The 23,897-nt window shown below is 69.5% G+C and carries 17 protein-coding genes; 6 read left to right on the top strand and 11 right to left on the bottom strand.

Annotation, left to right across the window (positions count from 1 at the left end; genetic code table 11):
• The first annotated feature begins 219 nt into the window (after positions 1–219).
• Complete coding sequence (locus G6O68_RS28700; protein WP_165252642.1) at positions 220–1,665, top strand: sigma 54-interacting transcriptional regulator; 1,446 nt, start codon at positions 220–222, stop codon at positions 1,663–1,665.
• A gap of 248 nt (positions 1,666–1,913) precedes the next feature.
• A complete protein-coding gene (locus G6O68_RS28695; protein ID WP_165252640.1) occupies positions 1,914–3,056 on the top strand; it encodes a VWA domain-containing protein in 1,143 nt (380 codons plus the stop codon).
• Between the two features lie 9 nt (positions 3,057–3,065).
• Here the strand turns inward: G6O68_RS28695 and G6O68_RS28690 are convergent, their stop codons facing one another.
• Positions 3,066–4,382, bottom strand: coding sequence for a hypothetical protein (locus G6O68_RS28690; RefSeq protein ID WP_165252638.1), 1,317 nt, complete (start codon positions 4,380–4,382; stop codon positions 3,066–3,068).
• Between the two features lie 216 nt (positions 4,383–4,598).
• Between G6O68_RS28690 and G6O68_RS28685 the strand changes: the two genes are divergently transcribed.
• Positions 4,599–6,332, top strand: a complete 1,734-nt coding sequence (locus G6O68_RS28685) for an ArnT family glycosyltransferase (protein ID WP_240911547.1) — start codon at positions 4,599–4,601, stop codon at positions 6,330–6,332.
• On the opposite strand, the gene G6O68_RS28680 is transcribed toward G6O68_RS28685, so the two are convergent.
• From G6O68_RS28680 to G6O68_RS28670, 3 genes are all read right to left on the bottom strand, one after another.
• On the bottom strand, positions 6,288–7,457 hold the full coding sequence (locus G6O68_RS28680) for a glycosyltransferase family 4 protein (protein WP_165252634.1): 1,170 nt from the start codon (positions 7,455–7,457) through the stop codon (positions 6,288–6,290). The genes G6O68_RS28685 and G6O68_RS28680 overlap by 45 nt on opposite strands.
• Complete coding sequence (truA, locus tag G6O68_RS28675; RefSeq protein WP_165252632.1) at positions 7,454–8,218, bottom strand: tRNA pseudouridine(38-40) synthase TruA; 765 nt, start codon at positions 8,216–8,218, stop codon at positions 7,454–7,456. Before truA ends, G6O68_RS28680 begins: the two co-directional genes overlap by 4 nt.
• A 330-nt stretch (positions 8,219–8,548) precedes the next feature.
• Complete coding sequence (locus G6O68_RS28670; RefSeq protein WP_165252630.1) at positions 8,549–9,565, bottom strand: aspartate-semialdehyde dehydrogenase; 1,017 nt, start codon at positions 9,563–9,565, stop codon at positions 8,549–8,551.
• Positions 9,566–9,889: 324 nt separating this feature from the next.
• Between G6O68_RS28670 and purD the strand changes: the two genes are divergently transcribed.
• Positions 9,890–11,401, top strand: coding sequence for a phosphoribosylamine--glycine ligase (purD, locus tag G6O68_RS28665; RefSeq protein ID WP_165252628.1), 1,512 nt, complete (start codon positions 9,890–9,892; stop codon positions 11,399–11,401).
• A gap of 77 nt (positions 11,402–11,478) precedes the next feature.
• Here purD and G6O68_RS28660 read toward each other — a convergent pair whose 3' ends face one another.
• The gene (locus tag G6O68_RS28660) at positions 11,479–13,173 is read right to left on the bottom strand and encodes a hypothetical protein (protein ID WP_165252626.1); all 1,695 of its coding nucleotides are present in this window, start codon (positions 13,171–13,173) and stop codon (positions 11,479–11,481) included.
• Between the two features lie 532 nt (positions 13,174–13,705).
• On the opposite strand from G6O68_RS28660, the gene G6O68_RS28655 reads away from it, so the two are divergent.
• Entirely contained in the window at positions 13,706–14,113 is a 408-nt protein-coding gene (locus tag G6O68_RS28655) for a hypothetical protein (RefSeq protein WP_165252624.1), read from the top strand.
• Here G6O68_RS28655 and G6O68_RS28650 read toward each other — a convergent pair.
• Positions 14,110–14,442, bottom strand: a complete 333-nt coding sequence (locus G6O68_RS28650; RefSeq protein ID WP_165252622.1) for a hypothetical protein — start codon at positions 14,440–14,442, stop codon at positions 14,110–14,112. The two genes, G6O68_RS28655 and G6O68_RS28650, sit on opposite strands and share 4 nt — an antisense overlap.
• Before the next feature lie 228 nt (positions 14,443–14,670).
• Here G6O68_RS28650 and ilvD point away from each other — a divergent pair, with 228 nt between their 5' ends.
• On the top strand, positions 14,671–16,563 hold the full coding sequence (gene ilvD / locus G6O68_RS28645; protein WP_165252620.1) for a dihydroxy-acid dehydratase: 1,893 nt from the start codon (positions 14,671–14,673) through the stop codon (positions 16,561–16,563).
• Positions 16,564–17,148: 585 nt separating this feature from the next.
• On the opposite strand, the gene G6O68_RS32525 is transcribed toward ilvD, so the two are convergent.
• From G6O68_RS32525 to G6O68_RS28630, 5 genes are all read right to left on the bottom strand, one after another.
• Positions 17,149–18,222, bottom strand: coding sequence for a type IIL restriction-modification enzyme MmeI (locus G6O68_RS32525; RefSeq protein ID WP_206108238.1), 1,074 nt, complete (start codon positions 18,220–18,222; stop codon positions 17,149–17,151).
• 45 nt (positions 18,223–18,267) lie between these two features.
• Positions 18,268–19,059, bottom strand: a complete 792-nt coding sequence (locus tag G6O68_RS32520; protein ID WP_206108237.1) for a DNA methyltransferase — start codon at positions 19,057–19,059, stop codon at positions 18,268–18,270.
• Positions 18,996–20,024 carry a class I SAM-dependent DNA methyltransferase gene (locus G6O68_RS32515; RefSeq protein ID WP_206108236.1) on the bottom strand — a complete coding sequence of 343 codons (1,029 nt, stop codon included), beginning with the start codon at positions 20,022–20,024 and terminating at the stop codon, positions 18,996–18,998. Before G6O68_RS32515 ends, G6O68_RS32520 begins: the two co-directional genes overlap by 64 nt.
• Positions 20,025–20,306: 282 nt before the next feature.
• Positions 20,307–22,436 carry a hypothetical protein gene (locus tag G6O68_RS28635; protein WP_165252618.1) on the bottom strand — a complete coding sequence of 710 codons (2,130 nt, stop codon included), beginning with the start codon at positions 22,434–22,436 and terminating at the stop codon, positions 20,307–20,309.
• 303 nt (positions 22,437–22,739) lie between these two features.
• Positions 22,740–23,855, bottom strand: a complete 1,116-nt coding sequence (locus G6O68_RS28630) for an aminopeptidase (protein WP_165252616.1) — start codon at positions 23,853–23,855, stop codon at positions 22,740–22,742.
• Positions 23,856–23,897 lie beyond the last annotated feature (42 nt).

The following is a 23,897-nucleotide window of genomic DNA, read 5'->3' as shown; positions in this document are numbered from 1 at the left end:
CGCCTCTCGCGTCGACGTCCCGCCCCCGCCTTTCACTCCCGGGCCATCTTACGGCAAGCCGGGCGGCCGAATCAACGCGGACCGGCCCCCTCGGCCCCGCCCGCGCACGTCGCGGCGTTCGTTGACTTGATCGGGGAGTCTCCCTAGCATGACTCGGGAGCTCCTCGGTCCCCGCGTGAATCGACATCCTTTGCGACGTACCCGAGAGGCAGGCGATTGATGGCGACGGATCGGCCCCGGACCCTGGGCGAGCTGCGACGGAGCGGGCATCGGCTGGAATCGGTCAAGGACGAGATGAGGCGCAACCTCGTCCGCAAGCTCCAGTCCGGCGAGCCCCTGTTCCCGGACATCCTGGGATACGAGGACACCGTCGTCCCCCAGATCCAGAACGCGATCCTCTCGCGCCACGACATGCTCTTCCTGGGCCTCCGCGGCCAGGCCAAGACCCGGATGCTCCGCCAGCTCGTCCACCTGCTGGACGACGCGACGCCGATCGTCGAAGGTTCCGAGATCCACGACCATCCGTTCCACCCCGTCTCCAGCTACGCGCGCAACCTCGTCGCCGAGAAGGGGGACGACACCCCGGTCGCCTGGATCGGCCCCGAGGCCCGCTACAACGAGAAGCTCGCCACCCCCGACGTCACCATCGCCGACCTGATCGGCGAGGTCGACATGATCAAGCACGCCGAGGGCCGGTACCTCTCCAGCGAGGCCACGATGCACTACGGCCTGATCCCGCGCACGAATCGCGGGATCTTCTGCATCAACGAGCTGCCCGACCTCGCCCCCAAGATCCAGGTCGGCCTGTTCAACGTGCTGGAGGAGCGCGACGTCCAGATCCGGGGCTATCCGATCAGGCTGGAGCTGGACCTCTGCCTGGTCTTCTCGGCCAACCCGGAGGACTACACGAACCGCGGCCGGATCGTCACGCCGCTGAAGGACCGGATCGGCTCGGTGGTGCGGACGCACTACCCGCTGACCCGCGAGATCGGCATGGCCGTGAACGACCAGAACGCCTGGCTCGACCGCTCCACCGACGGCGAGGCCGCGACTCCCGAGACCGCCGTGCCGACCTACATCAAAGAGGTCGTCGAGGAGGCGTCCCGGCTGGCGCGGACCTCGCCGCACGTCAATCAGCAGTCGGGCGTCTCGGTCCGGATGTCGATCGCCAACCTGGAGAACGTCGTCTCCAACGCCGAGCGTCGGGCGTTGACGAACCGCGAGCCCGCGATCGTCCCCCGCGTGGGCGACCTGGCCGCGGCGCTCTCCAGCTCGCGCGGCAAGCTCGAGCTGACGATGAGCGAGGAGGACGGGCATGAGGACAAGCTGATCCAGCGGATCGTCGACGAGGCGGTCAAGAACGTCTTCCTGCTCCACTTCGACGTCCGCGAGTTCCGGCCGATGGTCCAGTACTTCGAGTCTGGCCAGTCGATCGAGACCGGCGACATGCTCTCCGCCAAGGAGGTCCTGGAACGCGCCGCCAAGGTCCCCGGCCTCAAGAAGCGGGCCGAGGAGGCCGCCGGCGAGCTGGCCCCCCAGGCCCGGTCCCCCGAGGCCAAGCTCGCCGCCACGGCCAGCGCCGCCGAGTTCATCCTCGAAGGGCTGCACGTCCACAACAAGCTGAACAAGTCCGCCAAGGGGGGCGGGACGTCGTATCAGAGGTGACCCCCTCCGGACTCATCCGATCCTTCCCCCCTCGCGCGGTCAGTGGAGAAAGGCAAGCCGTCGCCAATCGTCCTTCTCCCCTCGTGGGAGAAGGTGGCCGAAGGCCGGATGAGGGGGGCGTGTCAGAAGGCCATCGGATCCTCGCATCGTCCACTTTGATGGTCCCCCTCATCCGGCCCTGCGGGCCACCTTCCCCCACCAGGGGGGGAAGGAGAAGAGTGCTTTCCCTCCCGAGGCCCGATCCGCCCATGCCGAACTACGAATACTCGAAGTGGGACGGCTCGCAGGAGTTCCTCCCCCAGTCCGCCGACAAGCTGTTCGAGCAGATCTCGGAGTACCTGCTCCAGTACGGCGAGGACGTCCTGCGCAACCTCGACGATGTGGACGACGACGACCTGCCCGAGGTCGTCGAGATGATCCAGAAGGAAGGGCTGATCGAGCGCGACGAGGAAGGGAAGTGGGCCGTCACGCCCCGAGGCCTCCGGCGGATCCAGGACAAGTCGCTCCACGAGCTGTTCCTGACCTTCAACCGCGACGCGCTCGGACGCCACGAGACCCAGCAGAAGGGCGAGGGGACGGTGTCACTTGAGGACACCCGGCCCTACGTCTTCGGCGACCCCCTCGCCAACATCGACATGCATGAGACGATCAAGAATGCGTACATCCGCCAGGGGGGCGGCGTGCCGATCCGCCTCGTCCCCGACGACTACGTGGTGCACGAGACCGAATACCAGACCCGCTGCGCGACCGTCGTCCTGATCGACATGAGCGGCTCGATGGGCCGCTACGGCAAGTACTACACGACCAAGAAGGTCGCCATGGCGCTCCAGGCCATGGTGCGCTCGCAGTACCCGCAGGACTCGATCCAGATGATCGGGTTCTATACGTTCGCCAACAAGATGAGCGAGCGCGAGCTGCTGAACTCGGCCCCCAAGCCGGTCAGCATGTACGACAGCCGAATCCACCTGCGGTTCGACATGGAGAAGCCCCAGGGGCGGGTGCCGCAGCACTTCACAAATATCCACGCCGGGCTCCGCCTCGCCCGAAACCACCTGGTCCGGCAGCCGGCGGGGAACAAGCAGATCATCGTCATCACCGACGGCGAGCCCACGGCGCATATCGAGGGGCACGAGGTCGTCCTGATCTACCCGCCGGCCGAGAAGACGGCGGCCCACACCCTGAACGAGGTGCGCCGCTGCGCCTCGGCCGGGATCCGGGTCTCCAGCTACGCCCTGATCGAGGACTACTACTACCTCGGCCTGGTGAACTTCGTGCAGGAGATGGCCCGCGTCTCCAACGGCGTCGCTGCCTACTGCTCGGCCGAGGACCTCGGCAAATTCGTCTTCGAGAGCTTCCTCGGCGGCCGCCACACGCGTCGCTATCACGCCTGACCCGAGCCGTCAGGCGAATTGCTTGACTAGGCTGTAGGGCACGACCTTCACCCCGCGCTCGCGGAGGCTGGAGAGCCCCTGGCGCAGGAGGGCGAGCTGCTCCTTCCACTCCTCGTCGTCGAGCGGGTCGAATCGCATGCCGTCGTCGTCGGGTCCGGCGATCTCGCGCTCGTCGAGCAGGAACACGAGGTCGCCCCGGGTCAGCAGGAGCGACTCGATCAGCCCCCTGGTGCGCTCGACGTGCTCGGCGCGGCGGTCCTTGCCGCCGGCCCCGACCAGGGTCAGGACGCTCAACTCCATGCCGGCGGCCTTGGCGTGCGCGGCGAACGACTTCAGGTCGGCGTCGGCCCACCCCTTGCCATACAGCCGCCGCAGTTCGGGCGCGCCCGACTCCACCCCCAGGGCGATGCGGGTCAGGCGACGATCGTAGGCCCGGCGGAGGGTCTCGGCGTCGACCACCGGCCGCTCGAAGTCGTCGAGGAACGCGTGGACCGAGTCGATCCAGGGCTCGCGAGGGTCCGCGTCCACGCCCGCCTCGGACTCGGGCCGGAGTTCGCGGCCGACGACGTCGAGGTACGCCAGGACGTCGGCGCCGGGGAGCCGGAGCACGTCGGCGTCGGCGAGGAACGCGGTGCGGGTTTGGAGCAGGCGTCGGCCGTACAGCCGGGCTACGTCGCGGACGTGCTTCTCGAAGGCCTCGGGGTCCCGGACCTCGTGGTCGCGGACGGGGGCTCCGGCGAAGCTCCGGCCGTCGCGGTCGCCGAGGGAGGCCTGGACGACCACGGCGTTGGGGCAGTCCGGGGGGAGGAACGGCAGCTCGCGATAGACCCGGCGGCCGGACCCCTCGTGGGACTCCCAGGCGCGAGCGTCCCAGGAGGCGATCCGGCCCAGGAAGTCGCGAAGCTCGTCGTCGGAGATCGGCCGGGCCTTGCCGTCGGGGGGGTCGAGGCGACGGCCGCCGTCCCGGTCCAGGTCGGCGATCAGCTCGTGGGCGACGGCCCGGATCTCCTCGTCGAGGCGTCGGGAGTCGGCCGCGTCGAGGGTCCGGCGCCGCATGACGAGTCCGCCGGGCTCGCGCATCCGCTCGATCTCGTGGATCGCTCCGTCGAGCCGCTTGAGGTAGTGGCGGTCGCGGGCGTACGCCCGCTGCCAGCGGCCTTCCAGGTCGAAGTGGTAGATCGGCGCGTCGCCGAAGTAGAGCGAGAACGCCCCCTGCTTGAAGCCGGCGAAGACCAGGTCGCGGCCCTCGCGCTGGAGTCCCTCGCGACGGGTGTAGAGGGCCCCCGTCTCCAGGAGGCATGCCGCCTCGTTCTGCTGCGGAGTCATCGTGCGTCGTCCCTCGTCTGGCCCCCGAGCGTCGCCCGCCCGCGAGGGGCGAGGACCTCGGGCGCGTCCGCGGTTCCCTTCGCGGAAGCGCCCTCGCCGGATTTCCGGGCTCGATTATACTACGGCCGGCGAGGTTTGGGGTCGTCGGCCGGGGCTCGCGAGGAAGTTCGCCGGCGACCCACGCCTGGACCCTCGCCCGCATGGAGGACCGCCGTGATGGGGCAGGACGCCGCCGAACCCGACGCGACCGAGGCGTCGACTCCCACCGCTAAGGCCGGGAGACTCTCCGCCTGGATCGAGCCGCTCGCGCTGGTCGCGGTCTGCCTCGCGCTCAACCTGGCGGGTAACGCCCGGACCGGTTTGTGGGATCGCGACGAGCCCCGCAACGCGGTGGCCGTGCACGAGATGCGGGCCCGGGGCGAATGGCTCTTCCCGACGTTCAACGGCGAGCCCCGCCATCACAAGCCGATCCTCACCTACTGGCTCATGGGAGCCGCCACGGCCGTCCTGGGCGAGGGCCCGGCCGGGATGCGGCTGCACTCGGCGCTGGCCGGGACCGGCACCTGCCTTTTGGTCTGGATGCTCGGCCGGAGGATGTTCGGCGCGAGGGCCGGGTACCTGGCGGCCCTGATGCTGGCCGTCTCGCCGATCATGGTCGCGGAGTCCAAGCTGGCGACGACCGACGCCGTCCTCGCCCTCTGGCTCACGGCCTGCCAGCTCGGCTTGTGGGAGCTGGCCCGCCGCGGGTCGCGACCCATCGCGACCGCGTTCTGGGTCCTGCTCGCCCTGGCGATGCTCACCAAGGGGCCGGTCGGCCCGGCCCTGCTGGCCGCGACCGCCGGCCTCGCCTGGTGGTGGGGATGCCCCGTCGTGGAGGTCTGGCGGCGGCTGGAATGGCGTCGCGGCCTGATCGTCTTCACGGCGCTGAGCGCCCCGTGGTATCTGCTGATGCTCTTCGCCACCCGGGGGGAGTTCGTCGAGGTCGCGGTCAAGCAGCAACTGATGCAGCGGATCGCGACCGGGCTGGAGGAGCATGGCGCGATCCCGGGCTATTACGCCTTGATGTCGACGGCCGTCTTCTTCCCCTGGTCCTGCCTGGTGCCGATGGGGATGCTCGCGGCCTGGCGACGTCGGAAGTCGGACCCGAACCTGGCCTACCTGCTGGCCTGGATCGTCGGGCCGATGCTGCTGCTGGAGTGCGTCCGGACGAAGCTGATCCACTACTATCTGCCGGCCTACCCCGCCTGCGCGCTCCTGGCCGCCTGGGTGATCAAGTCGGTCGACCGCCAGGCGGTGACGCTGCGGCGATGGCCCCTGGGGAGGCTGGCGCAGGGGATGATCGGCGGGATCGGCGTGACGGCCGGCGTGGGGATGGCGGCGGCGGCCTTCGCGGCCCCGTCGGGGCTGGGGCTTCCCCTGGTCGCCTGCGGCCTGGTCGTCGGCCTGGGCACGGCCGCGAGCCTGCTGCAGCTGCATCGCGGGGCGGCCTGGCGCGGGGCCTATGGGCTGGCCGGCTCCGTCGGGCTGATGATGTTCCTGCTCTCGGCCTGGCTGATCCCCCGCGCCGAGCCCCTGCGGGTCTCGCGGGTCGTCGGCGAGCGGATGGCGGCCCTGAAGGCGGAGACCGGGCTGGACCCGCTGCTGATGAATTACCAGGAGCCGGGCGTGGTCTACGCCTACGGCCGGCCGATCGCCCTCACGCGAGAGGCCCCCGCCCTGCGCGCCCAGCTCGATCGCCGAGAGGCCATGATCACGGCCGTCACGCCCGAGGAGCTTCCCGAGTTCGCGGCGAAGTTCGGCGTGACGTTCACGCCGATCGAGGACGTGGTCGGCTTCAACACGGCGAAGGGGAAGGCGTATCGGCTCCACCTGGCGGTGATCCGCAAGGCGGCGAAGGCTCCGGACTCAACCGCCCTGGGTACGGCCGGCGAGCAGCCGCTCGTAAAGTGAGCGGAGCTGGGCCGTCATCGTCTCGTGCCGGAACTGGTCGGCGAACCGCCGCCGGCCCTCGCTCCCCAGTCGTTCGCGGAGCGCCGGATCGGCCGCGAGGCGGATCACGGCTTGAGTGAGGCCGTCCAGGTCGCGGGGTGGGAGGAGCACGCCGGTGTCGGGGGTGACGACCTCGCGGGCGCCGTCGACGTCGTAGCTGATCGCGGGCCGGCCGACGAGCAGCGATTGCGGCAAGACTCGCGCCAGCCCTTCGCGGAGGCTCGGGTGGATCACGGCGTCCGACGCCGAGAGCAGCTCGGGGATGCGACCGGGCTCGACGAGGCCGGTGAGCACGAAGGCGTCGCGGACCCCCTTCGCCTCCAGGTCGGCGATCAGGCGGTCCCGCAAGATGCCGTCGCCGATCCAGACGAACCGGACGTTCGGGTTGGCGCGGAGGACGGCCGGGGCGACGGCGATCAGGTCGTCGTGCCCCTTCAGCTCGAACAGGCGGGCGACGGTCGCGAAGGCGACGTGCTCCGGGGCCAGCCCCAGCTCGCGGCGGACTTCGTCGCGGGGACGGGGCGGGTTCAGGAAGGCGTCGGCGTCCATGCCGCTGTAGACGGTCGAGTACTGCTCGGGACTCCCCACGCCGGCCGCGAGCGCCTGGTCGGTCATCGCGTCGCAGACGCTGACGATCGCGTGGCAGCGGCGGGCCGCCCAGCGCTCCAGGGCGATGTAGAGCCGATTCTTCGCGGCCGATTCGAACGGCCCGAACGGCAGGCCGTGGATCGTATGCACGACGGCCGGCACGCCTTCCTTCCAGGCCGCGGCGCGGCCGACGATCCCGGCTTTCGAGCTGTGGGTGTGGACGACGTCGGGCCGGAGCCGGCGGAACGCCCGCCGCAGCTCGCGATAGGCCGTCCAGTCGGTCGTCGGGCTCACGGCCCGGATCAGGTTGGGGGTCAGCTCGACTTTCAGCCCCTGTTCCTCGGCGCGGCGGAAGAGGTCGCCCTCGGGGCCTTCGGCCGGGCCGGTGATGAGCGTCACGTCGTCGCCGTAGCGGTGGTGGAGCCCTTCGACGGTCAGGAGCGTATTCTCCTGGGCGCCGCCGAGGATCAGCCGGGTGATGACGTGGACGATCTTCATCGGCGGTCGGCCCTCTCCGGCGGGCGGTCGTAGTTGACGTGGAGCAGGAAGAGCCCGCGCGCGGGGGCGGTGGGGCCGGCCTCGACGCGGTCCTCGGCGCGGAGGACCTCGGCGACCCAGCCTTCCGGCCGCTTGCCGGTCCCCACCAGCATCAAGGTCCCGGCGATGGCGCGGACCATGTTGTAGAGGAAGCCGTCGGCCTCGACCTCGACGTGGACCAGGTCGCCGTGGCGCGAGGCCTCGACGTCGTAGATCGTCCGGACCGAGCTGAGCCGGTTGGGCCAGTCGGTCTCGAAGCTCCGGAAGTCGTGCCGGCCGAGGAGCGCGGCGCCCGCCCGGTTCATGGCGTCGACGTCGAGCCGGTGGAAGACGTGCCAGGCGTAGCGCAGCTCGAACGGGCTGGCGTACTGGGCGTTGTCCAGCCGGTAGCGATACCGCTTGGAGCGGGCGTCGAGCGTGGCGTGGAAGGCCTGCGGGACCTCCGCGGCGTCGAGCACCCGGACGTCGCGCGGGAGCGTCGCGTTGAGGGCCTTCAGGTAGACCTCCGGCCCGTGCCGCGATGCCGAGAGGAAGTGGACCACCTGCCCCAACGCGTGGACGCCGGCGTCGGTCCGGCCGCTGGCGTTGGTGTTCGGCCGCGCCCCGAGGAGCCGCTCGATCGCCTCGTCCAGCACCCCCTGCACCGTCCGCAACTCCGGCTGGCGCTGCCAGCCGTGGAAGTCGGTGCCGTCGTAGGCGATCGTGAGCTTGATGTTGCGCATGGGGGGCGGGCTGAGGGGAAGATGCGAGGGAGCGACGTCGGCGTCGTCTTCCCTTCCCCCCGGGTGGGGGAAGGTGGCCCGCAGGGCCGGATGAGGGGGACCATCCAGGCGGACGACGCGAGGACGCGAAGGCTTCGCGGCCGTCCCCCCTCATCCGGCCTTCGGCCACCTTCCCCCACGAGGGGGGAAGGACGATTCGCGAAGGATCATCCAGGCTGAAGAACCAAGAGGGCGACGGCTTACAAGACGTCCCCCCCCATCCGGCCTTCGGCCACCTTCTCCCACGAGGGGAGAAAGCACGACGTCGACGGCCTGCGTTCCTCACCCGGCTCACGCGCGGGCGGGTTCGAGCTTCAAGAGTTCCTCGGCGATCTGGACGGCGTTGGTGGCGGCGCCCTTGCGGAGGTTGTCGCTGACGCACCAGAACAGGAGGGCGTTGGGATTCTTCAGGTCGTTGCGGATGCGGCCGACGAAGACGTCGTCGCGGCCCTCGGCCGAGGCGGCGAGCGGATACTGGAGCTGAGACGGGTCGTCGACGACGGTGACGCCGGGGGCCTCGCGCCAGAGGGCCAGGGCTTCCTCGGCCGAGAGCGGGCGGGCGGTCTCGACTAGGATCGACTCGCTGTGCGAGTAGGCGACCGGGACGCGGACGCAGGTCGGGCAGACGTCGATCGAGTCGTCCCCCATGATCTTGCGGGTCTCGTTGACCATCTTCATCTCCTCCTTGGTGAAACCGTTGGGGAGGAAGTCGTCGATCTGGGGGAGGCAGTTGTTGAAGATCGGGTGGGCGAACTTGGCGGGGGCGGGGATCGGCTCGCCCCGGCCCCAGGCGCGGGTCTGGTCCTCGAACTCGTCGATCCCCTTCTGGCCGGCGCCCGAGGCCGACTGGTAGGTGCTGACGACCACACGCAGGACCCTGGCGGCGTCGTGCAGGGGCTTGAGCGCCACGACCATCTGGATCGTCGAGCAGTTGGGGTTGGCGATGATCCCCTTGTTCTTCGCCACGTCCTGAGGGTTGACCTCGGGGACGACCAGCGGGACGTCGGGGTCCATGCGGAAGGCGCTCGAGTTGTCGACGACGACGGCGCCGGCCGCCGCGGCGATCGGGCTCCACTCGCGGGAGACGCCCCCCGGGGTGCTGGACAGGACGATGTCGACGCCCCGGAAGGCTTCCTTGGAGATCGGCCGGACCGTGTGCGACTCGCCGCGGAACGTGACCGTCTTGCCCGCGCTGCGGGGGGAGGCCAGGAACTGGATGGCGGAGATCGGGAAGTTCCGCTCCTCCAGCAGGCGGATCATCCTCTCGCCCACGGCGCCGCTGGCGCCGACGACGGCTACGTTCTTCACGGTCGAGTTCTCCGGACGTTGGGAGGGCGGGACGCGGCCCCGATCGTCGTGGCGGGCCGGTTCTTCCCCATCTTACGATCCCGACGGCCGCGACGCCACGCGAAGCGGCCGGCGGGGGTCTCGCGGAAACGGTCCTGTGCGCGGCGGGCCCCGGATTATTAGAATGGCGTCCGAGGTTCAGACAGCGTGCCTTCGGCCCGGACGAGGACCGGCCGGCCGCCCCCGAGGCGGACCGAGCCGACCCGCGACGCGCGACGACCCATCGGTCGCTCCGACGCGAGCGTCGCCCGAGAGGTTCGTGCTTTTCTCCGGGGAGTCGACGTCGTGAAAGTCTTGGTCATCGGCAAGGGGGGACGCGAGCACGCCCTGTGCTGGAAGCTGAAGCAGTCGCCGCGGGTCACCACGGTCTACTGCGCCCCGGGCAACGCGGGGACGGCGCTGGACGCCCAGAACGTGGCGATCGAGCCGGGGGACCACCGCGGCCTCGCCCAGTTCGCCCGCCGCGAGGGGATCGGCCTGACGATCGTCGGCCCCGAGGAGCCGCTGGCGAAGGGCCTGGTCGACTTCTTCCAGCGCGAGGGGCTGCGGATCTTCGGCCCCCGCCGCGACGCGGCCGAGCTGGAGGGGAGCAAGGTCTTCGCCAAGGAGCTGATGCGCCAGGCCGGCATCCCCACGGCGGACTACCGGGTCTTCCGCAGCGCGCCCGACGCCGAGCACTACATCCTCTCGCGCGAGGTCGCGCTGGTCGTCCGCTCCCGCGGCCGTTCGATGATCCGCAACACGATTCATTGCCGGACCGCGGCCGAGACCCTGGAAGCGGTCGAGCGGATCCTCGACCCCCGCGAGATGCTCGGCCCCGGCGTCCAGGTGGAGATCGAGGACCGGGGCGCCCGCAAGGTCTTCGGCACCTTCGCCGAGGCCCGCGATTACGTCCTGAACTGCCCGCTCGGCCTGGTCGTCAAGGCCGACGGCCTGGCGGCCGGCAAGGGGGTCTACGTCTGCGGCACGCTCCGCCAGGCCCTGGAGGCGATCGACCAGATCATGGTCCGCCGGGTCTACGGCCAGGCCGGCGACCGCGTGCTCATCGAGGAGCGGCTCGACGGCCGCGAGACCAGCGTCCTGGCCCTGACCGACGGCCGGACCATCGTCCCGCTGGTCTCCAGCCAGGACTACAAGCGCGCCCTCGACGGCGACGAGGGGCCCAACACCGGCGGCATGGGCGCCTTCTCCCCCACCCCGATGGTCACCTCGGACCTGATGGAGGAGGTCGAGCGCGAGATCCTCGTCCCCATCGTCCACGCCCTGAAGCGGGCGCGGAAGCCGTTCCGCGGGGTCATCTACGCCGGCCTGATGCTGACCAACCAGGGCCCCAAGGTCCTGGAGTTCAACGTCCGGTTCGGCGACCCGGAGACCCAGGTCATCCTGATGCGGCTCAAGTCCGACCTGCTCGACGCCCTGGAGGCGGTCGTCGACGAGCGGCTCGACCAGGTCGAGCTGGAATGGGACCCCCGGCCCTCGGTCACGGTCGTCATGGCGGCCGAGGGCTACCCGGGCCCCTACGAGCGCAACCGCTGGATCCAGAACGTCGAGGGGGCCGATCGGCTCCCCGACGTGAAGGTCTTCCACGCCGGCACCAAGCTCCGGCCTGACCCCGAGGCGGGACGCGAGCCCCGGATCGTCAGCGACGGCGGACGGGTGCTCAACGTCACCGCCCTGGGCGACGACCTGGCCAAGGCCCGCGAGCGGGCCTACGAGGCCGTGGCCAAGATCCGGTTCCCCGGCGGGCTCTACCGCCGGGACATCGCCGCCGAACCGGCCCCGGCCCCCGAGGCCTGACGCCGCCCCCCGCCCCTGGGCGGGTCGGCCCGATCGCGGATCGATCCGGCCGACCCCTCGGGTAGGGGCCGTCACCGTCAGACCTTCCAGAGGCCCTTGAGGGCGTTCTGGGCCTTGCCGTACTGCAGCTTGCGGTTGAACGGCGCCGAGTCGACCTTGGGTGGGAAGGTCGCGCCCTTCACGACGTCGACGTGCTTGGCGAAGAACGCGGTGTTCGACGGCACGTCGGGCGAGACCAGGGTCCCCTGGATCGCCGAGTTGTCGACCTCGCCCTCGATCTTGGCGTAGATGTACCCGCGAGGCAGGACCACATTCTCCGGGGCCCCGAACGGGAACCGCTTGGACGTCACCTGCTGGAACTCGCCCGGGTCGTTGAGCCCGGAGGGGTCGGGGTCGACCGACACCGACACCACCGAGTTGACCACGCTGCCGGCGATCTGGGCGTTGATCCCGCCGCCGCCGTGCGCCGAGGGGAGCGACTGGCCGGCGAACGAGTTGAACGTCCGACTGTCGATCGCCTTGGGGGCGACGCCGTTGAAGGCGCCCCCGCCGGCCGAGAAGGCCGAGCCGGGCGAGTTGGCCTCGGCCGAGAGGGTCTGCGTGTAGCCCGACTGGATCAGCGAGTTGACCAGGTCGCCGCCGAGCTTCAGGTTGTCGAGCGTCCGCGAGACCGTGACCTTCGAATTCACCGCCCCGCGGTTGGCGTGCAGGTGCTCGATCCACTGCGAGTTGATCACCACGTTGTCCATGCCGCGGCCGAACGACACGTCGCGCGAGCCGCCCGGGGCGATCAGCATGACGTTGTTGGTCTCGCCGCCGATCAGGAAGTTGGTGACCTTGGGGTCCAGGACGTCGCCGGGGCTGCCGCTGAAGATGCTGCTGGCCAGGGCGAACGTGGTGAAGTTGGTGGCGGCGCCGCCGACCCGGACGTAGCCGATCTGGCCGGTGACGTCGGCCCCCTGCGACACCAGGTAGGTGCCGCCGGCCGTGGGCGTCGTGGCCGACGGGTTGAACTGCGTCGGCGCCAGGCCGGGCGCGGTGTTGCCGTTGATCTGGTTGGCCTGGAAGAGGTTGATCCGCCCGGACACCAGGAACGTCACGCTCTGCTGGTTGACCGTCGGCGTGGTCGACCCGGAGGCGACCGACGTCCCCGCGTTGGTGGTCACGCTGTCGACGATGATCGTCGTCCCCGTGCTGACCGGCAGGCCGAGGTTCACCACGAATTCATTCTTCTGCGCCGAGTTCACCAGCGGCGTGGCGCCGGCGGGCGTGTAGTTGACGTCCACGCCGCCGAAACGCAGGACGTTGATCCCCTCGGGGGCGGTGATGCCGCCGGCCAGGAAGAAGCCCGAGTGGATGTCGGACGAGATCGTCGAGGCGCTGGGGCTGTTCCGGCCCAGCCAGAAGTCGGGCATGTCGACCAGCGCGATGCCGTTCTGGGCGGTGTTCCCCCGCCGCTGGACGTTGTTGGCGTCGATCTGGCCGAAGGCGCCGTTGTTCTGGACGTTCAGGTTCTGGAAGAAGACCTTGCCGTCGCCGCCGGCGGCCGCCTCGACCCGTCCGACCAGGCGGCTGGCGTGGGTGACCGTGCCGGCGACCGTGATCGTGTGGATCAGGTCGGGCGTCGCCGCGTTCGCCTGGGTGAACGCCTGGCCGGTCGGGTCCACGACGTTCAGCGTGCCGGGCCCGTACAGGGTCATGGTCCAGCGGTCGCCGTCGGCGTCCGTGCCGGACACCACGGCCGACGGGATCGTCGAGTACGCGGAAAGCACTTGGCGGGTTTCCAGGCCCTCGGCCAGGGGCCGGAGGGATCGTCTCGAAGGCGTTCGCTTTCGCGTCCACATGGATCATTTCCCCTTTGCCAGGAGGCTCGCCCGGGCTTGAGTCTCGCGGCGCCCCCCGGGCGGTCGCCCAAGGCGTCGACTCCACCCAGCTCTCGGCCCGGCCCCGGTCGGATCGGACAGGCGTCCTCGGGCCGGGCACTGGATGACTGCGGTCATCACCTCGCGGGGAGATGACCCTGGAGATTCGGCACACCTTGTTCGATAATCGGTCCGCCGAACGGCGTCCTTGAGAAATTCGTCAAAATCGGCGCATCCCGCGCAGGACGAACAAGGCCACCCTTTCTATCGGCCTGCGTCTCAAGTTTCGTGAGCGGCGGGGAGGGATTCCCGCGAAGGGAGAGAGGCGGGCCGGGTCGTCCCCCTCTCCGAGATCGGGCCCGAAGTCAGGCGCCAGGACGGCACGTCAGGACCGAGAGGGCTCAAGGAGGAGCCCGAAGTTGATGGGAAGGATAGTCTTTCGATGAGCGACTCTCCGGGCGGTCGACGGCGTGGGTCGGTCCACATCACGCGGCAGCGGGCCTCCCGCCTCTATCGGCTCGTCCGCCTCCTGGGCGATCGGCCGCGGACCCGCGACGAGGTCCTCAAGGGCCTCGCCATCGGCCTGCGGACCTTCTACCGCGAGCTGGACCTGCTCAAGCGCTGCGGCCTGAAGGTCCAGCACAAGGACAAGCTCTACACGCTCGCCTCGGCCGCCGCCCAGGCCGAGGGCCGCCTCCCCTTCCCCGACCCCCAGCTCAGCTTCGCCGAGATGGCCGAGCTGGCCCGCTGCGAGGGCGAGGCCGGCCGTCGGCTCGCCGCCCTCCTCGCCGCCGTCACCGACCAGGCCGCCGCCCCGCCGGGCCGGAAGCGCAAGCCCAAATCGCGCTAGCCGCCGTCGCGACGAGGCGAGCCCCGCGACCGCCATCCCGCCCTCCGCCGGGCGCGGCGGATCCAGGCGTGCAGGGACCGGGCGTCGAGCAGGACCTCCACGAACTCCTCCAGCTCGTCGCCCCTCGTGAAGCGGTAGGCCGAGGCCGCGGCCCCGACCTCGGGCAGGTCGTAGCCGCCGACGTCGGTGATCAGCAGGTAGCCGCCGGCCAGGTCGAGCCGCCAGGCTCGCGAGATCCCCGGCTCGTGGACCAGCTCGAACCCCAGGGCCGCAAGCCAGTGGCCCTCGCCGCCGCTCCGGAATCGGCCGTCGGCCTGGATCGACGTCATCGAGCGCTCCCAGGTACCCGCGCCTCGGGATGGAAGTCGCCGGCGAGGCGGGCCGGGGGCGACCGACGACGGCGTGAGGTTAGCTGCCCCCGCCCCGGCGTCAAGGCGAGCCCACCCGGGCCGAACCGGCCCAGCCGACTTGGATGGCGGGGGGGCGTTCTGATACGATCGAGGGTCGCAGAGAGGGTCCCCCTGCCCCCAGACGGTCCGCCGACCGAGGACGACGACATGCGTTCCGACACGATCAAGCAAGGCGACGCGCGCGCCGGCCACCGCAGCCTCTTGCGCGCCACGGGCGTCCGCGAGGACGACTGGAAGAAGCCGTTCATCGCCATCTGCAACAGCCACGTCGACATCATCCCCGGCCACGTCCACCTCCAGGAGGTCGGCAACTTCGTCAAGGAGTGCGTGCGGGCGGCCGGCGGCGTGCCGTTCCTGTTCAACACCATCGGCGTCGACGACGGCATCGCCATGGGCCACGGCGGGATGAAGTACTCGCTCCCCTCCCGCGAGCTGATCGCCGACTCGGTCGAGACGATGATCAACGCCCACATGTTCGACGGGATGATCTGCATCCCCAACTGCGACAAGATCGTCCCCGGCATGTTCATGGGCGCCATGCGCGTGAACGTCCCCACCATCTTCGCCTCGGGGGGCCCGATGGAGGCCGGCAAGACCGCCTCCGGCAAGACGGTCGACCTGATCGACGCCTTCATCGGCGGCGTGCAGAAGGCCCAGGGCAAGATGACCGCCGAGGAGCTGGACGAGATCGAGAAGGCCGCCTGCCCCACCTGCGGCAGCTGCTCCGGCATGTTCACCGCCAACAGCATGAACTGCCTGGCCGAGGCCCTGGGCATGGCCCTCCCCGGCAACGGCACGCTCCTCGCCACCGCCGCCGACCGCAAGGTCCTGTTCGAGAACGCCGCGAAGCGGATCGTCGAGATGGCCCTGGAGTTCAACCGCGTCGGCGAGGGCCACGGCCTCCTGCCGCGCGAGATCGCCACGGCCGCCGCGTTCGACAACGCCATGGTGCTCGACATGGCGATGGGGGGGAGCACCAACACCGTGCTCCACATCCTGGCCATCGCCCACGAGGCCGGCGTCCCGTTCACGCTCGACCGGATCGACCAGCTCAGCAAGAAGACCCCCAACATCTGCAAGGTCAGCCCGTCCAGCAGCTACCACATCGAGGACGTGGCCCGCTCCGGCGGCATCCACACCATCCTCGGCGAGGTGGCCCGCGGCCTCCCCGGCCTGCTCGACCTGACCACCCGCACCGTCACCGGCCGGACCCTCGGCGAGAACATCGAGGCCTACGACGTCCGCAGCGCCACGGCCCTCCAATCGGCCCAGACGATGACCCGGGTCCGCCCCGGCGGCGAGCGGTCGTCCCAGGCATGGAGCGTCCCGGCCGTCTCCGACCCCAACTCCCAGGCCGCCGGACTGGCCGTCCTGGAAGCCGAGGGGGAGGCCGTGGCCCCGCAGAACGGGCCCGGCGGCGGTTCGGGCGACGGCTTCGACCCCTACGACGTCATCCGGACGGTCGAGAACGCCTACTCGGAGACCGGCGGCCTGACGATGCTCAAGGGGAACCTCGCGCCCGACGGGGCGGTCGTGAAGACGGCCGGCGTCAGCCCCAAGATGCTCCAGCACACCGGCCCTGCCGTGATCTTCGATTGCGAGGAGGAGGCCTACAACGGCATCGTCTTCGGCAAGGTGAAGGCCGGCGACGTCATCGTCATCCGCTACGAAGGCCCGCGCGGAGGCCCCGGCATGCAGGAGATGCTCGCCCCCACCACGGCCGTCAAGGGCTCCGGCCTCGACGACAAGTGCGCCCTCATCACCGACGGCCGCTTCTCCGGCGGCACCGCCGGCGCGTCCATCGGCCACGTCAGCCCCGAGGCGGCCGTCGGCGGCCCCATCGGCCTGATCCGGGACGGCGACATCGTCGAGATCGACATCCCCAACGGCAAGCTCGCCGTCCGCCTCTCCGACGAGGAGCTGAAGGCCCGCCGCGAAGCCTGGCAGCCTCGGCCGTCCAAGTTCAGGACCGGCTGGCTCGCCCGCTACCAGAAGCTCGCCACCAGCGCCGACACCGGCGCGATCCTCAAGTGCGACTGACCCGCATCGGCGGAACCTCCCCCCAGACGCCGACCGGCTCGGACCGGTCGGCGTCCTCCCCCTCTCGACCTCGCCGCCCTTCCGGAATCGGCTTCGTTCGCCCCACCCCGAAAACGAACCCATCGGACGCAACTCATATTCCAGAAAGACTTTAACCGCCGAACTCGGACCCTGAAAATTGGCTTCGTTCGGCGCGCTTCGCCCCGTAATCCCTCCTCCCACATCGCCCCCGGGCGTACGACGACCCGCCCCGGCCGATCGCTCGCGAGCCTCGCTCGCGGATCGGGTTCGTTCGCGCGGCCCGAAAACGAACCCATCGAATACAAACCTCGACCCCATAACACTTTAATACTCCTTTTGCCCCCTGGAAATTGGGTTCGTTCGGCGCGCTTTCGCACTTCGCGGGGACGCGTGTTGCGTCCGGCGAATCGCGGCCGATGACTCCGCGCGCGGTATCGCTTACCTGGATCCTGGTGCGGGATCGGGGATTGCGATCACGGCGGGGTGCGATTTCGAGCCTGCGGACCGGAGGGGGATCGTCGCCGAGGATCTCCGCATCGCAAACGAGCCGGGTCGGCCTGAGGGCTATCGGGCGATGGTGATGCAATCCTCCGTCACCAGCCCTGCCACATCCTTCACGACGGGCGGCAGTCCCGGCCCGACGACGGGCAGCAGGGAAGCCTTGCGGTCCGCAAGCTCTCCGTTGAGCGCCAGCAGGAAGGCGAGCGGATCATCCTTCGGCCTCATGCCGTAGGCCGCTCGGACCGCCGCGTCCAGCGCCTCCTGCGCGGAACGTAGCGGATTATGTCCGGGTATGTCCAACGTGCGATACAACTCCCGAAGGCTCCAGCTGTTCTCGCACATCACCTCGCGACGCAATCGTCGCAGGGCCACGGCGGCCTCGGCGACCTTTTCCACCTGCAGGAGCGTCGGCCCCTGCGGCCAGGGGAAGGTGTCGAACACCGTATCCGAGGTGTAGCGGAAATCCCCCTTGAGGGTGGAGCAACGGGCGACGAACCAGGCCCAATGAATGCCCGATTGCAGGATGCCGAAGGAGTAATCGTCAGGTAGCGGGAAAACAATGAGCGCCGCATTTGGTCGGATTCTCGTCTCTATGAATTCAAAGGTGGGCCTCTTGGTCACCTGGCTGCAGACGATGTACCGGGGTAGGGTCGAAATCCTAGCGATTAGCTCCGGGCGTGGATACGACAGCAGCCACCATCGGTTCAAGAAGTTGCGATGGTGCTGGTTTACCTTCGCTTTGGGATTGGCACCGAGCACCGCCTCATTTCGCGCCGCCTCCTCCGCCGCGGCCGCCTGGCGTGTGGGCAGTACGGAGGCTTTCAGCCGATCGAGCAGCTGCGAGTATCGCCCGGCTTCCAGGATGTCGCGCGGTTGCAGATCGATGACGTAGCGTTGCGGAGCGGGCGGCCGGTTCGACAGCAGGTCGTCGCCCGTTAGATAGGGGAAAAGGACCTGCGCGTTTCCCGGCGATTGCAGCAACGCGTCAGCCTCGGCCGGCGAGAGCAAGAACCCCTCATGCCCGTGCGTCTGCCCCTGGTAGCACGCGCCCGACTCGATGTTCGTCCTGAGCCGCACGGCCTGAATCACGTCGAACCCGGCGGAGAGGGCGGGTCCGATGACGTCCACTTCCACCACGCCCCACGGGCTGTCGTCCGCATCGCCGAGCTGAGTGAAGAGCTTCTACTTACCCGGCTGATCGCCCTTGATCCAGTTGGCGATGGAGACGTGGACCACCGCGTCGCCCGACCAGACCTGGGAGGAGACGGCCTCGGTGATCGTGCCGCCGTTTCGGACGATGTGATCCAGCCCGCCCTCGCGGCTGTAGTTCTGGCGGATCGTGTTCGTGCCGACCAGGCCGGCGCGTCCTCCGGCGGGGAGTTCGTCGTGGGCCCGGCGGAACCAGTACACGCAGTAATCCGCGCGCCCCGGCACCTTGGGATAGGCTTCCCGCAGTCGATTCAGGTAAGAGGGGCCATACTCGCCTTGCATCTTGTTCTTGGACTGGAACGGCGGGTTGCCCACGATCGCATCGGCCTTCGGCCACTTGCAGAAGAGGGCGTCGTCCGCCTTGATGTTGTCATCGAGGTTGTCCAGCGGGAGGGCGGCGTCGAACTCGATGGGGAGGTCGAGCTGCTCGCCGTCCATCCAGGCCTGGCTCTCGTCGATCGCCAGCTCCTTGGCGATCATCAGCGTGACCTTCGCCAGTTCGACCGCGAACTCTTCCTTGTCGAGGCCGTAAAACTGCCTGGTGCCGACCAGCGAGCGCGTCCCCACGGCGCGCTGGGCCTTGCGGCCGAAGTCGGCGTGGATCCGGGCCATGAGCGCCAGTTCCAGCCGCTTCAGCTCGCGGAAGGCGACGTAGAGGAAGTTCCCCGAGCCGCAGGCCGGGTCGAGCACGCGGAACGTCCTCAGCTCGTCCAGCAGGCCGCGAAGTTCCTTGAGCGTCTTGCCGCCTCGATCCGTTCCCGCCACGGCCGGACGATGGTGGGAAGGACCACCTTCTGGATGTCGGTCTCGCTGGTGAAATGGGCCCCGAAGGCGTGCCGCCGTTCCTTGCCCATGCTGCTCTGGAAGAGCGTACCGAAGATCGGCGGCTGGACCTTGCTCCAGTCTTCGGCGGCGGCCTTCAAGAGCAGGTCGATCTCGTCGGGGTTCAGCTCCAGGGGCTGGACGGCCTGGAAGATCCCGCCGTTGAAGTAGCGCACGCCCTTGTACCGCCCGCCGGGGGCCTCGGTCGGGGAGTTCATCTGCCGAAAGAGCCCGCCGAGGAGGTCGTAAGTGCTCGCCCCGCGCCGGCAGTCGTCCAGGAGTTCGCTGAAGAGCCCCTTGGGCAGGAGGTCCGCATCCTCGGAGAACATCGCCACCACGCACTGGAGGGCGAACCGCTGCGCGGACTCCCGATCCTCGCCGCGAGCGACCAGCGAGTTGAACACTCCGGCCACGTCGGCCGCCGCGGCCCGCGTGACGTCCACGCGGTTGTTCTGGAACTGCGGCGTCTTCTCGACCGGGAACAGGAAATTCAGGGCGTTGTAGCGCCGGGGCAACTCTTCCAGGGCCACCCTGTCCACCGGGTCGTCGAGCTGCGAGTCGAAGTCGTAGATCCAGAACTCGTCGAAGTTGCAGAGGATGACGTACTTGGGTCGTTGAGGGACCAGTTGGAGCCAGTATTCGAACGCATAAGAGTAGTGCTTCTGGAGCTTCTCGCCCCGTTTCTTCATCTCCATCAGCAGGCGGGGCCGCCAGAGCAGGTCGGCGAACTTCGTGCTCTTGGCCGCCTTCACCCGGAACTCCAGCGTGGCCCCGGCCTCCTTGTATCCGCCATGCCCGAAGGCCCTGAATAGGCGGTCGCAGAAGACCTGGGCCTCGCCCTTCTCATCGCCGTTCAGCGTGCGGGCGTACTCGATGAATTCGCGGATTTGCTCGACGGGAGTGCTCATTCCGTCCCCTGGAGGTCGTTCGGCCATCATCTCGGCGTGAAGCGGCGGATCGCGGGCCGAGGCTCGCCCGGGCATCCTAATCGCCGCGTCCCGCTCGTCCTAGTCTCCATTTCAGGGGACCTTACGGCGCGGAGGACCGAGACCCGGGCTACTTCCGCGAACTTCCGCCTGAGGGATCCGATCGACGTATGCGCGGATCGACGAAAGCCATCGAGGTGATTTCCGGGACCGCGGCTCGGCTTCGTTCGACTTCGGTTGCCTGCCGTGAAACATCCTCCGGCCTCACCGAGCGGGGGCGTCCGGCCGCGTCTCGTCGGCGAGGAGGCGGACCGTCTGGGTGAAAGCCCCGTCGCCGGCCACGTCCCACGCTTCGAACCGCACCCAGGTTCGGCCCCGAAGGTCGAGCGGGATGCGGAGCTTGCGGGTGCCGAACTCCTCGGTGTCGATCAGGTCGATCCGGTGGCGGAAGACGTGCCGGCCGTCGCCGGAGACGACCTCGGCGAACGCCATCGGGAAGGTCCATTCCAGGCTCGCCTCGACCACCGTCTCCCCCTCGACGATCGGCCCGAGAGTCTGGCCCGACGGCTTGCCGCCGACGGTGAACTCGGGGATCAGGACCTCGCCGGTAGTGGTGAAGTAGCGGCCGCCGCGCAGGGCGTCGAGCACCGGCTTCCAGCCGTCGGCGAAGCGGGGGGTCGCGTCGAGCTGGAGGTAGTTGACGTTCATGTGCGCGTAGGTCTCGAAGTCGGGCTCCATGCGGAACAGGTCGGCCTCGCCGACGATCTGCTTGCGGGCGCCCCAGTTCTCCATGTCGTCCAGCAGGTCGAGCACCCGCCAGCCGAGCGTCGGCCGCGACAGGTCCGCCGGCATGGCCTTCCACGCGCCGCCGAGGAAATGCTCGGACCGGAAGAAGTCGCGGGCCTTGTAGGCGTCCGGGAAGCCGATCGACGACTTGATCCGGGGGTGGGCCGTCCACATGAGTCCGCCTTCGCGCTCCATCAGCTTCAGCACGTCCTCCGAGCTGCCGACGTGGTAGACCGTCCCGTAGCCCTCGACTTCCTGGACGAACGGCTGGTCCTCCCGGCGGTTCAGCACCCAGTAGACCGGCTTCGGGAAGAAGCTGATCCAGTGGCCGCCCAGGTGGACGTTCGGCTCCTCGCCGGGGAGCATGAGTACGCCCTGCTCGGAAAGGCGGGCGCATTCCTCGTGGAGGAGCTTCAGCAGCGGGAGCCGCTCGGCGTCTACCATGCGGGGCGTCTCGCCGACGTGGAACTCGGCCAGGTGGACGATATCCACGCCCCGGGCCTTGAAGGTCGTGACCATGCCCGGCGTCTCCAGCTCGACGGGCAGGCCCGAGATCCCCTGCTCTTTCTGGCGACGGAGATATTCGAGCGTGTGTTCGACGTGATAGTGGCTGGTGAAGGTCTTGTAGCCCGGCAGGGCCTTGTAGCGGTCGCCTCGGGTGTACTTCGCGACCTCGTCGAGCGCCCGGCGGCCGTCGGCCCGGGCCAGCAGCAGGTAGACGCCGAGGTGCTGCTCCGTCCCCGGCGGGGCGTTGAACCAAGGGACGTACCGCCGGTCGCCGGTGAGTTCCTGGCGGACGCCGATCCCGTATCCCGAGCCCGTCCCGCCGTAATCCCGGCCGTGCCAGGCGAACTTGAGGTTGAACGCCTCGTCCAGCGGGTAGAAGTACCGGTGCGGCTCCGGGAAGACGGCGACCGCCCCGCCGGCCGACTCGGCCGCGACGGCCCGGCCCGAGACGGCGAGCGGGGTCGCCGGCGTGCCCGGATCTAACGCCACCTTCTGGAACGGCCCCGCGGCCTCGTTCCAGGCGACCGCCTCCCAGCCCGGCCCCGCGCCGGCGAAGCCCATGTCATAGACGATCGCCCGACCGTCCTCCTCCGTGGCGAGCACCGTCTCGGCCCGGATCAGCGGGCTGTTCGGGTAGAACGTGAAGCGGACGTCCCCGCGGAACGACCCGGCGGAGGCCTCGGCCACGCTCACGGTGGTCCGCGCTCCGTCACGAGTCACGACCGCCCGACGCTTCCCGAGCACGACGGGGAACGTCTGGTGGGGCCGCTTCGGCGGGTTGTCGAAGAACGCCACCCACCCCGCCGGGTACTTCAGGTCGCGGCTCCCCACCGTCAACATCGTCACCGGGTTCAGGCCCGTCGCGACCCGCGTCTCGGCCCCGCCGGCGGCGACCCCGAGCGACTCGATGAGGGGTTTCTCCGCGTCCAGGCTGATGACCGCCGTTCCACTTTCTTCGGCGGACATCGGCCATGTCACCCGGACCCGGCCATCGGCCTCGACGACCTGGACGCCGGATTGGGCGGCGGCCGTCGCGGCGAGGCCCAGCCAGCAGAGGATCCCGATTCGAATCGCCCGGATCGGTCGGAGGGTTCGTGGCATGGGCTTTCTCGCGTCAGTACTGGGCCCGTGGTGCTCTGTCAAAGACACGCGGCGGATCGGCCTCGAACGCCCTTCCCCCCTCGCGGGGGAAGGTAGCCCCGGAGGGCCGGATGAGGGGGAAGACGAGCACGTAAGCCGCTCGGAGGAACAAGCGGGCCGAGAAGCCGTCGCTTCCTCGCGCGGTCCGCCTTGATGGTCCCCCTCATCTGGCCTTCGGCCACCTTCCCCCACCGGGGGGGAAGGGAAGACATCCGAATCCCGAGGTCCTTTCCCGCTCCGCGATCTCGCGAGGAGGCCGGGCGTTCAGGGGGCGTCCAGCGGCATCAGGTCGTCGACGACGAACTTGCCGTCGACGCGGATGGGGACGCCGTCGAAGGCGATGACGCCGCCGCCGTATTCGGGGCGTTGGATCTGGACGAGGTCCCAGTGGATCTTGGAGCGGTTGCCGTTGTCGGCCTCGTCGTAGGCGTTGCCGGGGGTGAGGTGGAAGCTGCCGGCGATCTTCTCGTCGAACAGGATGTCGCGCATCGGGTTGAGCACGCGCGGGTTGCAGCCGATCGACCATTCGCCGGTGTAGCGGGCCCCCTCGTCGGCGTCGAAGATGCGCATCAATTTCTCGGCGTCGCCGCCGGCGCAGTCGGCCTTGACGATCTTGCCCTTCTGGAATTCCAGGCGGACGCCGTCGAACGAGGCGCCCTGGTAGATCGTCGGCGTGTTGAAGCGGATGTGGCCCTCGATCGAGTCGCGGACCGGGGCGGTGAAGACCTCGCCGTCGGGGATGTTCATGGTCCCGAAGCAGGGGACGACCGGGATGCCGGCGATCGAGAACTTCAGGTCGGTCTCGGGCCCGGTGATCCGGACCTCGCTGGCCTTCTCCATGCGGGCGACGAGCGGCTCCAGCGACTTCGCCATCTTGGCGTAGTCGAGCGTGCAGACGTCGAAGTAGAAGTCCTCGAACGCGCCGGTGCTCATGCCGGCCTGCTGGGCCATGCTGGCGTTGGGCAGGCGGAGCACGCACCACCTGGTGTGCGTCACCCGGCGCTCGAAGTGGACGGGCTTCTGGTAGAGGGCGTTGTAGGCGTCGAGCTTCTCGGCGGGGACGTCGCCCATCTCGCTGATGTTGCGGGCGCCGCGGAGGCCCAGGTACGCCTGCACCTGATCCATCCGCGCCCGGTCGATCCGGCCCCAGGCGGCGATGGCCTCGGGCGAGCTTCGGAGGACCAGTTCGCGGACGATCCGCGCGTCGCGGGTCTCCACGAGGGCGATCCCGCCCCGCTCGGCGGCCTTCTGCACGAGCAGGCGGGGGAGCGTGGAGTCTTCGAGGTCGAAGCACTCGATCAGGAGGGTCTCGCCCGGCTTGATGCGGACGGAGTGGTCGATGAGGATGTCGGCCAGGGTCTCCCAGCGCGGGTCGGGCATCGGATCGGACCTCCCGGGGCGTCCCGGATGATGCGACGGCCC

The sequence above is a fragment of the Paludisphaera soli genome, from assembly GCF_011064595.1.
In the GTDB taxonomy this organism is placed as follows: domain Bacteria; phylum Planctomycetota; class Planctomycetia; order Isosphaerales; family Isosphaeraceae; genus Paludisphaera; species Paludisphaera soli.
Note: the sequence above shows the minus strand (reverse complement) of the source record. Positions and strands in the feature narration are given on the sequence as shown.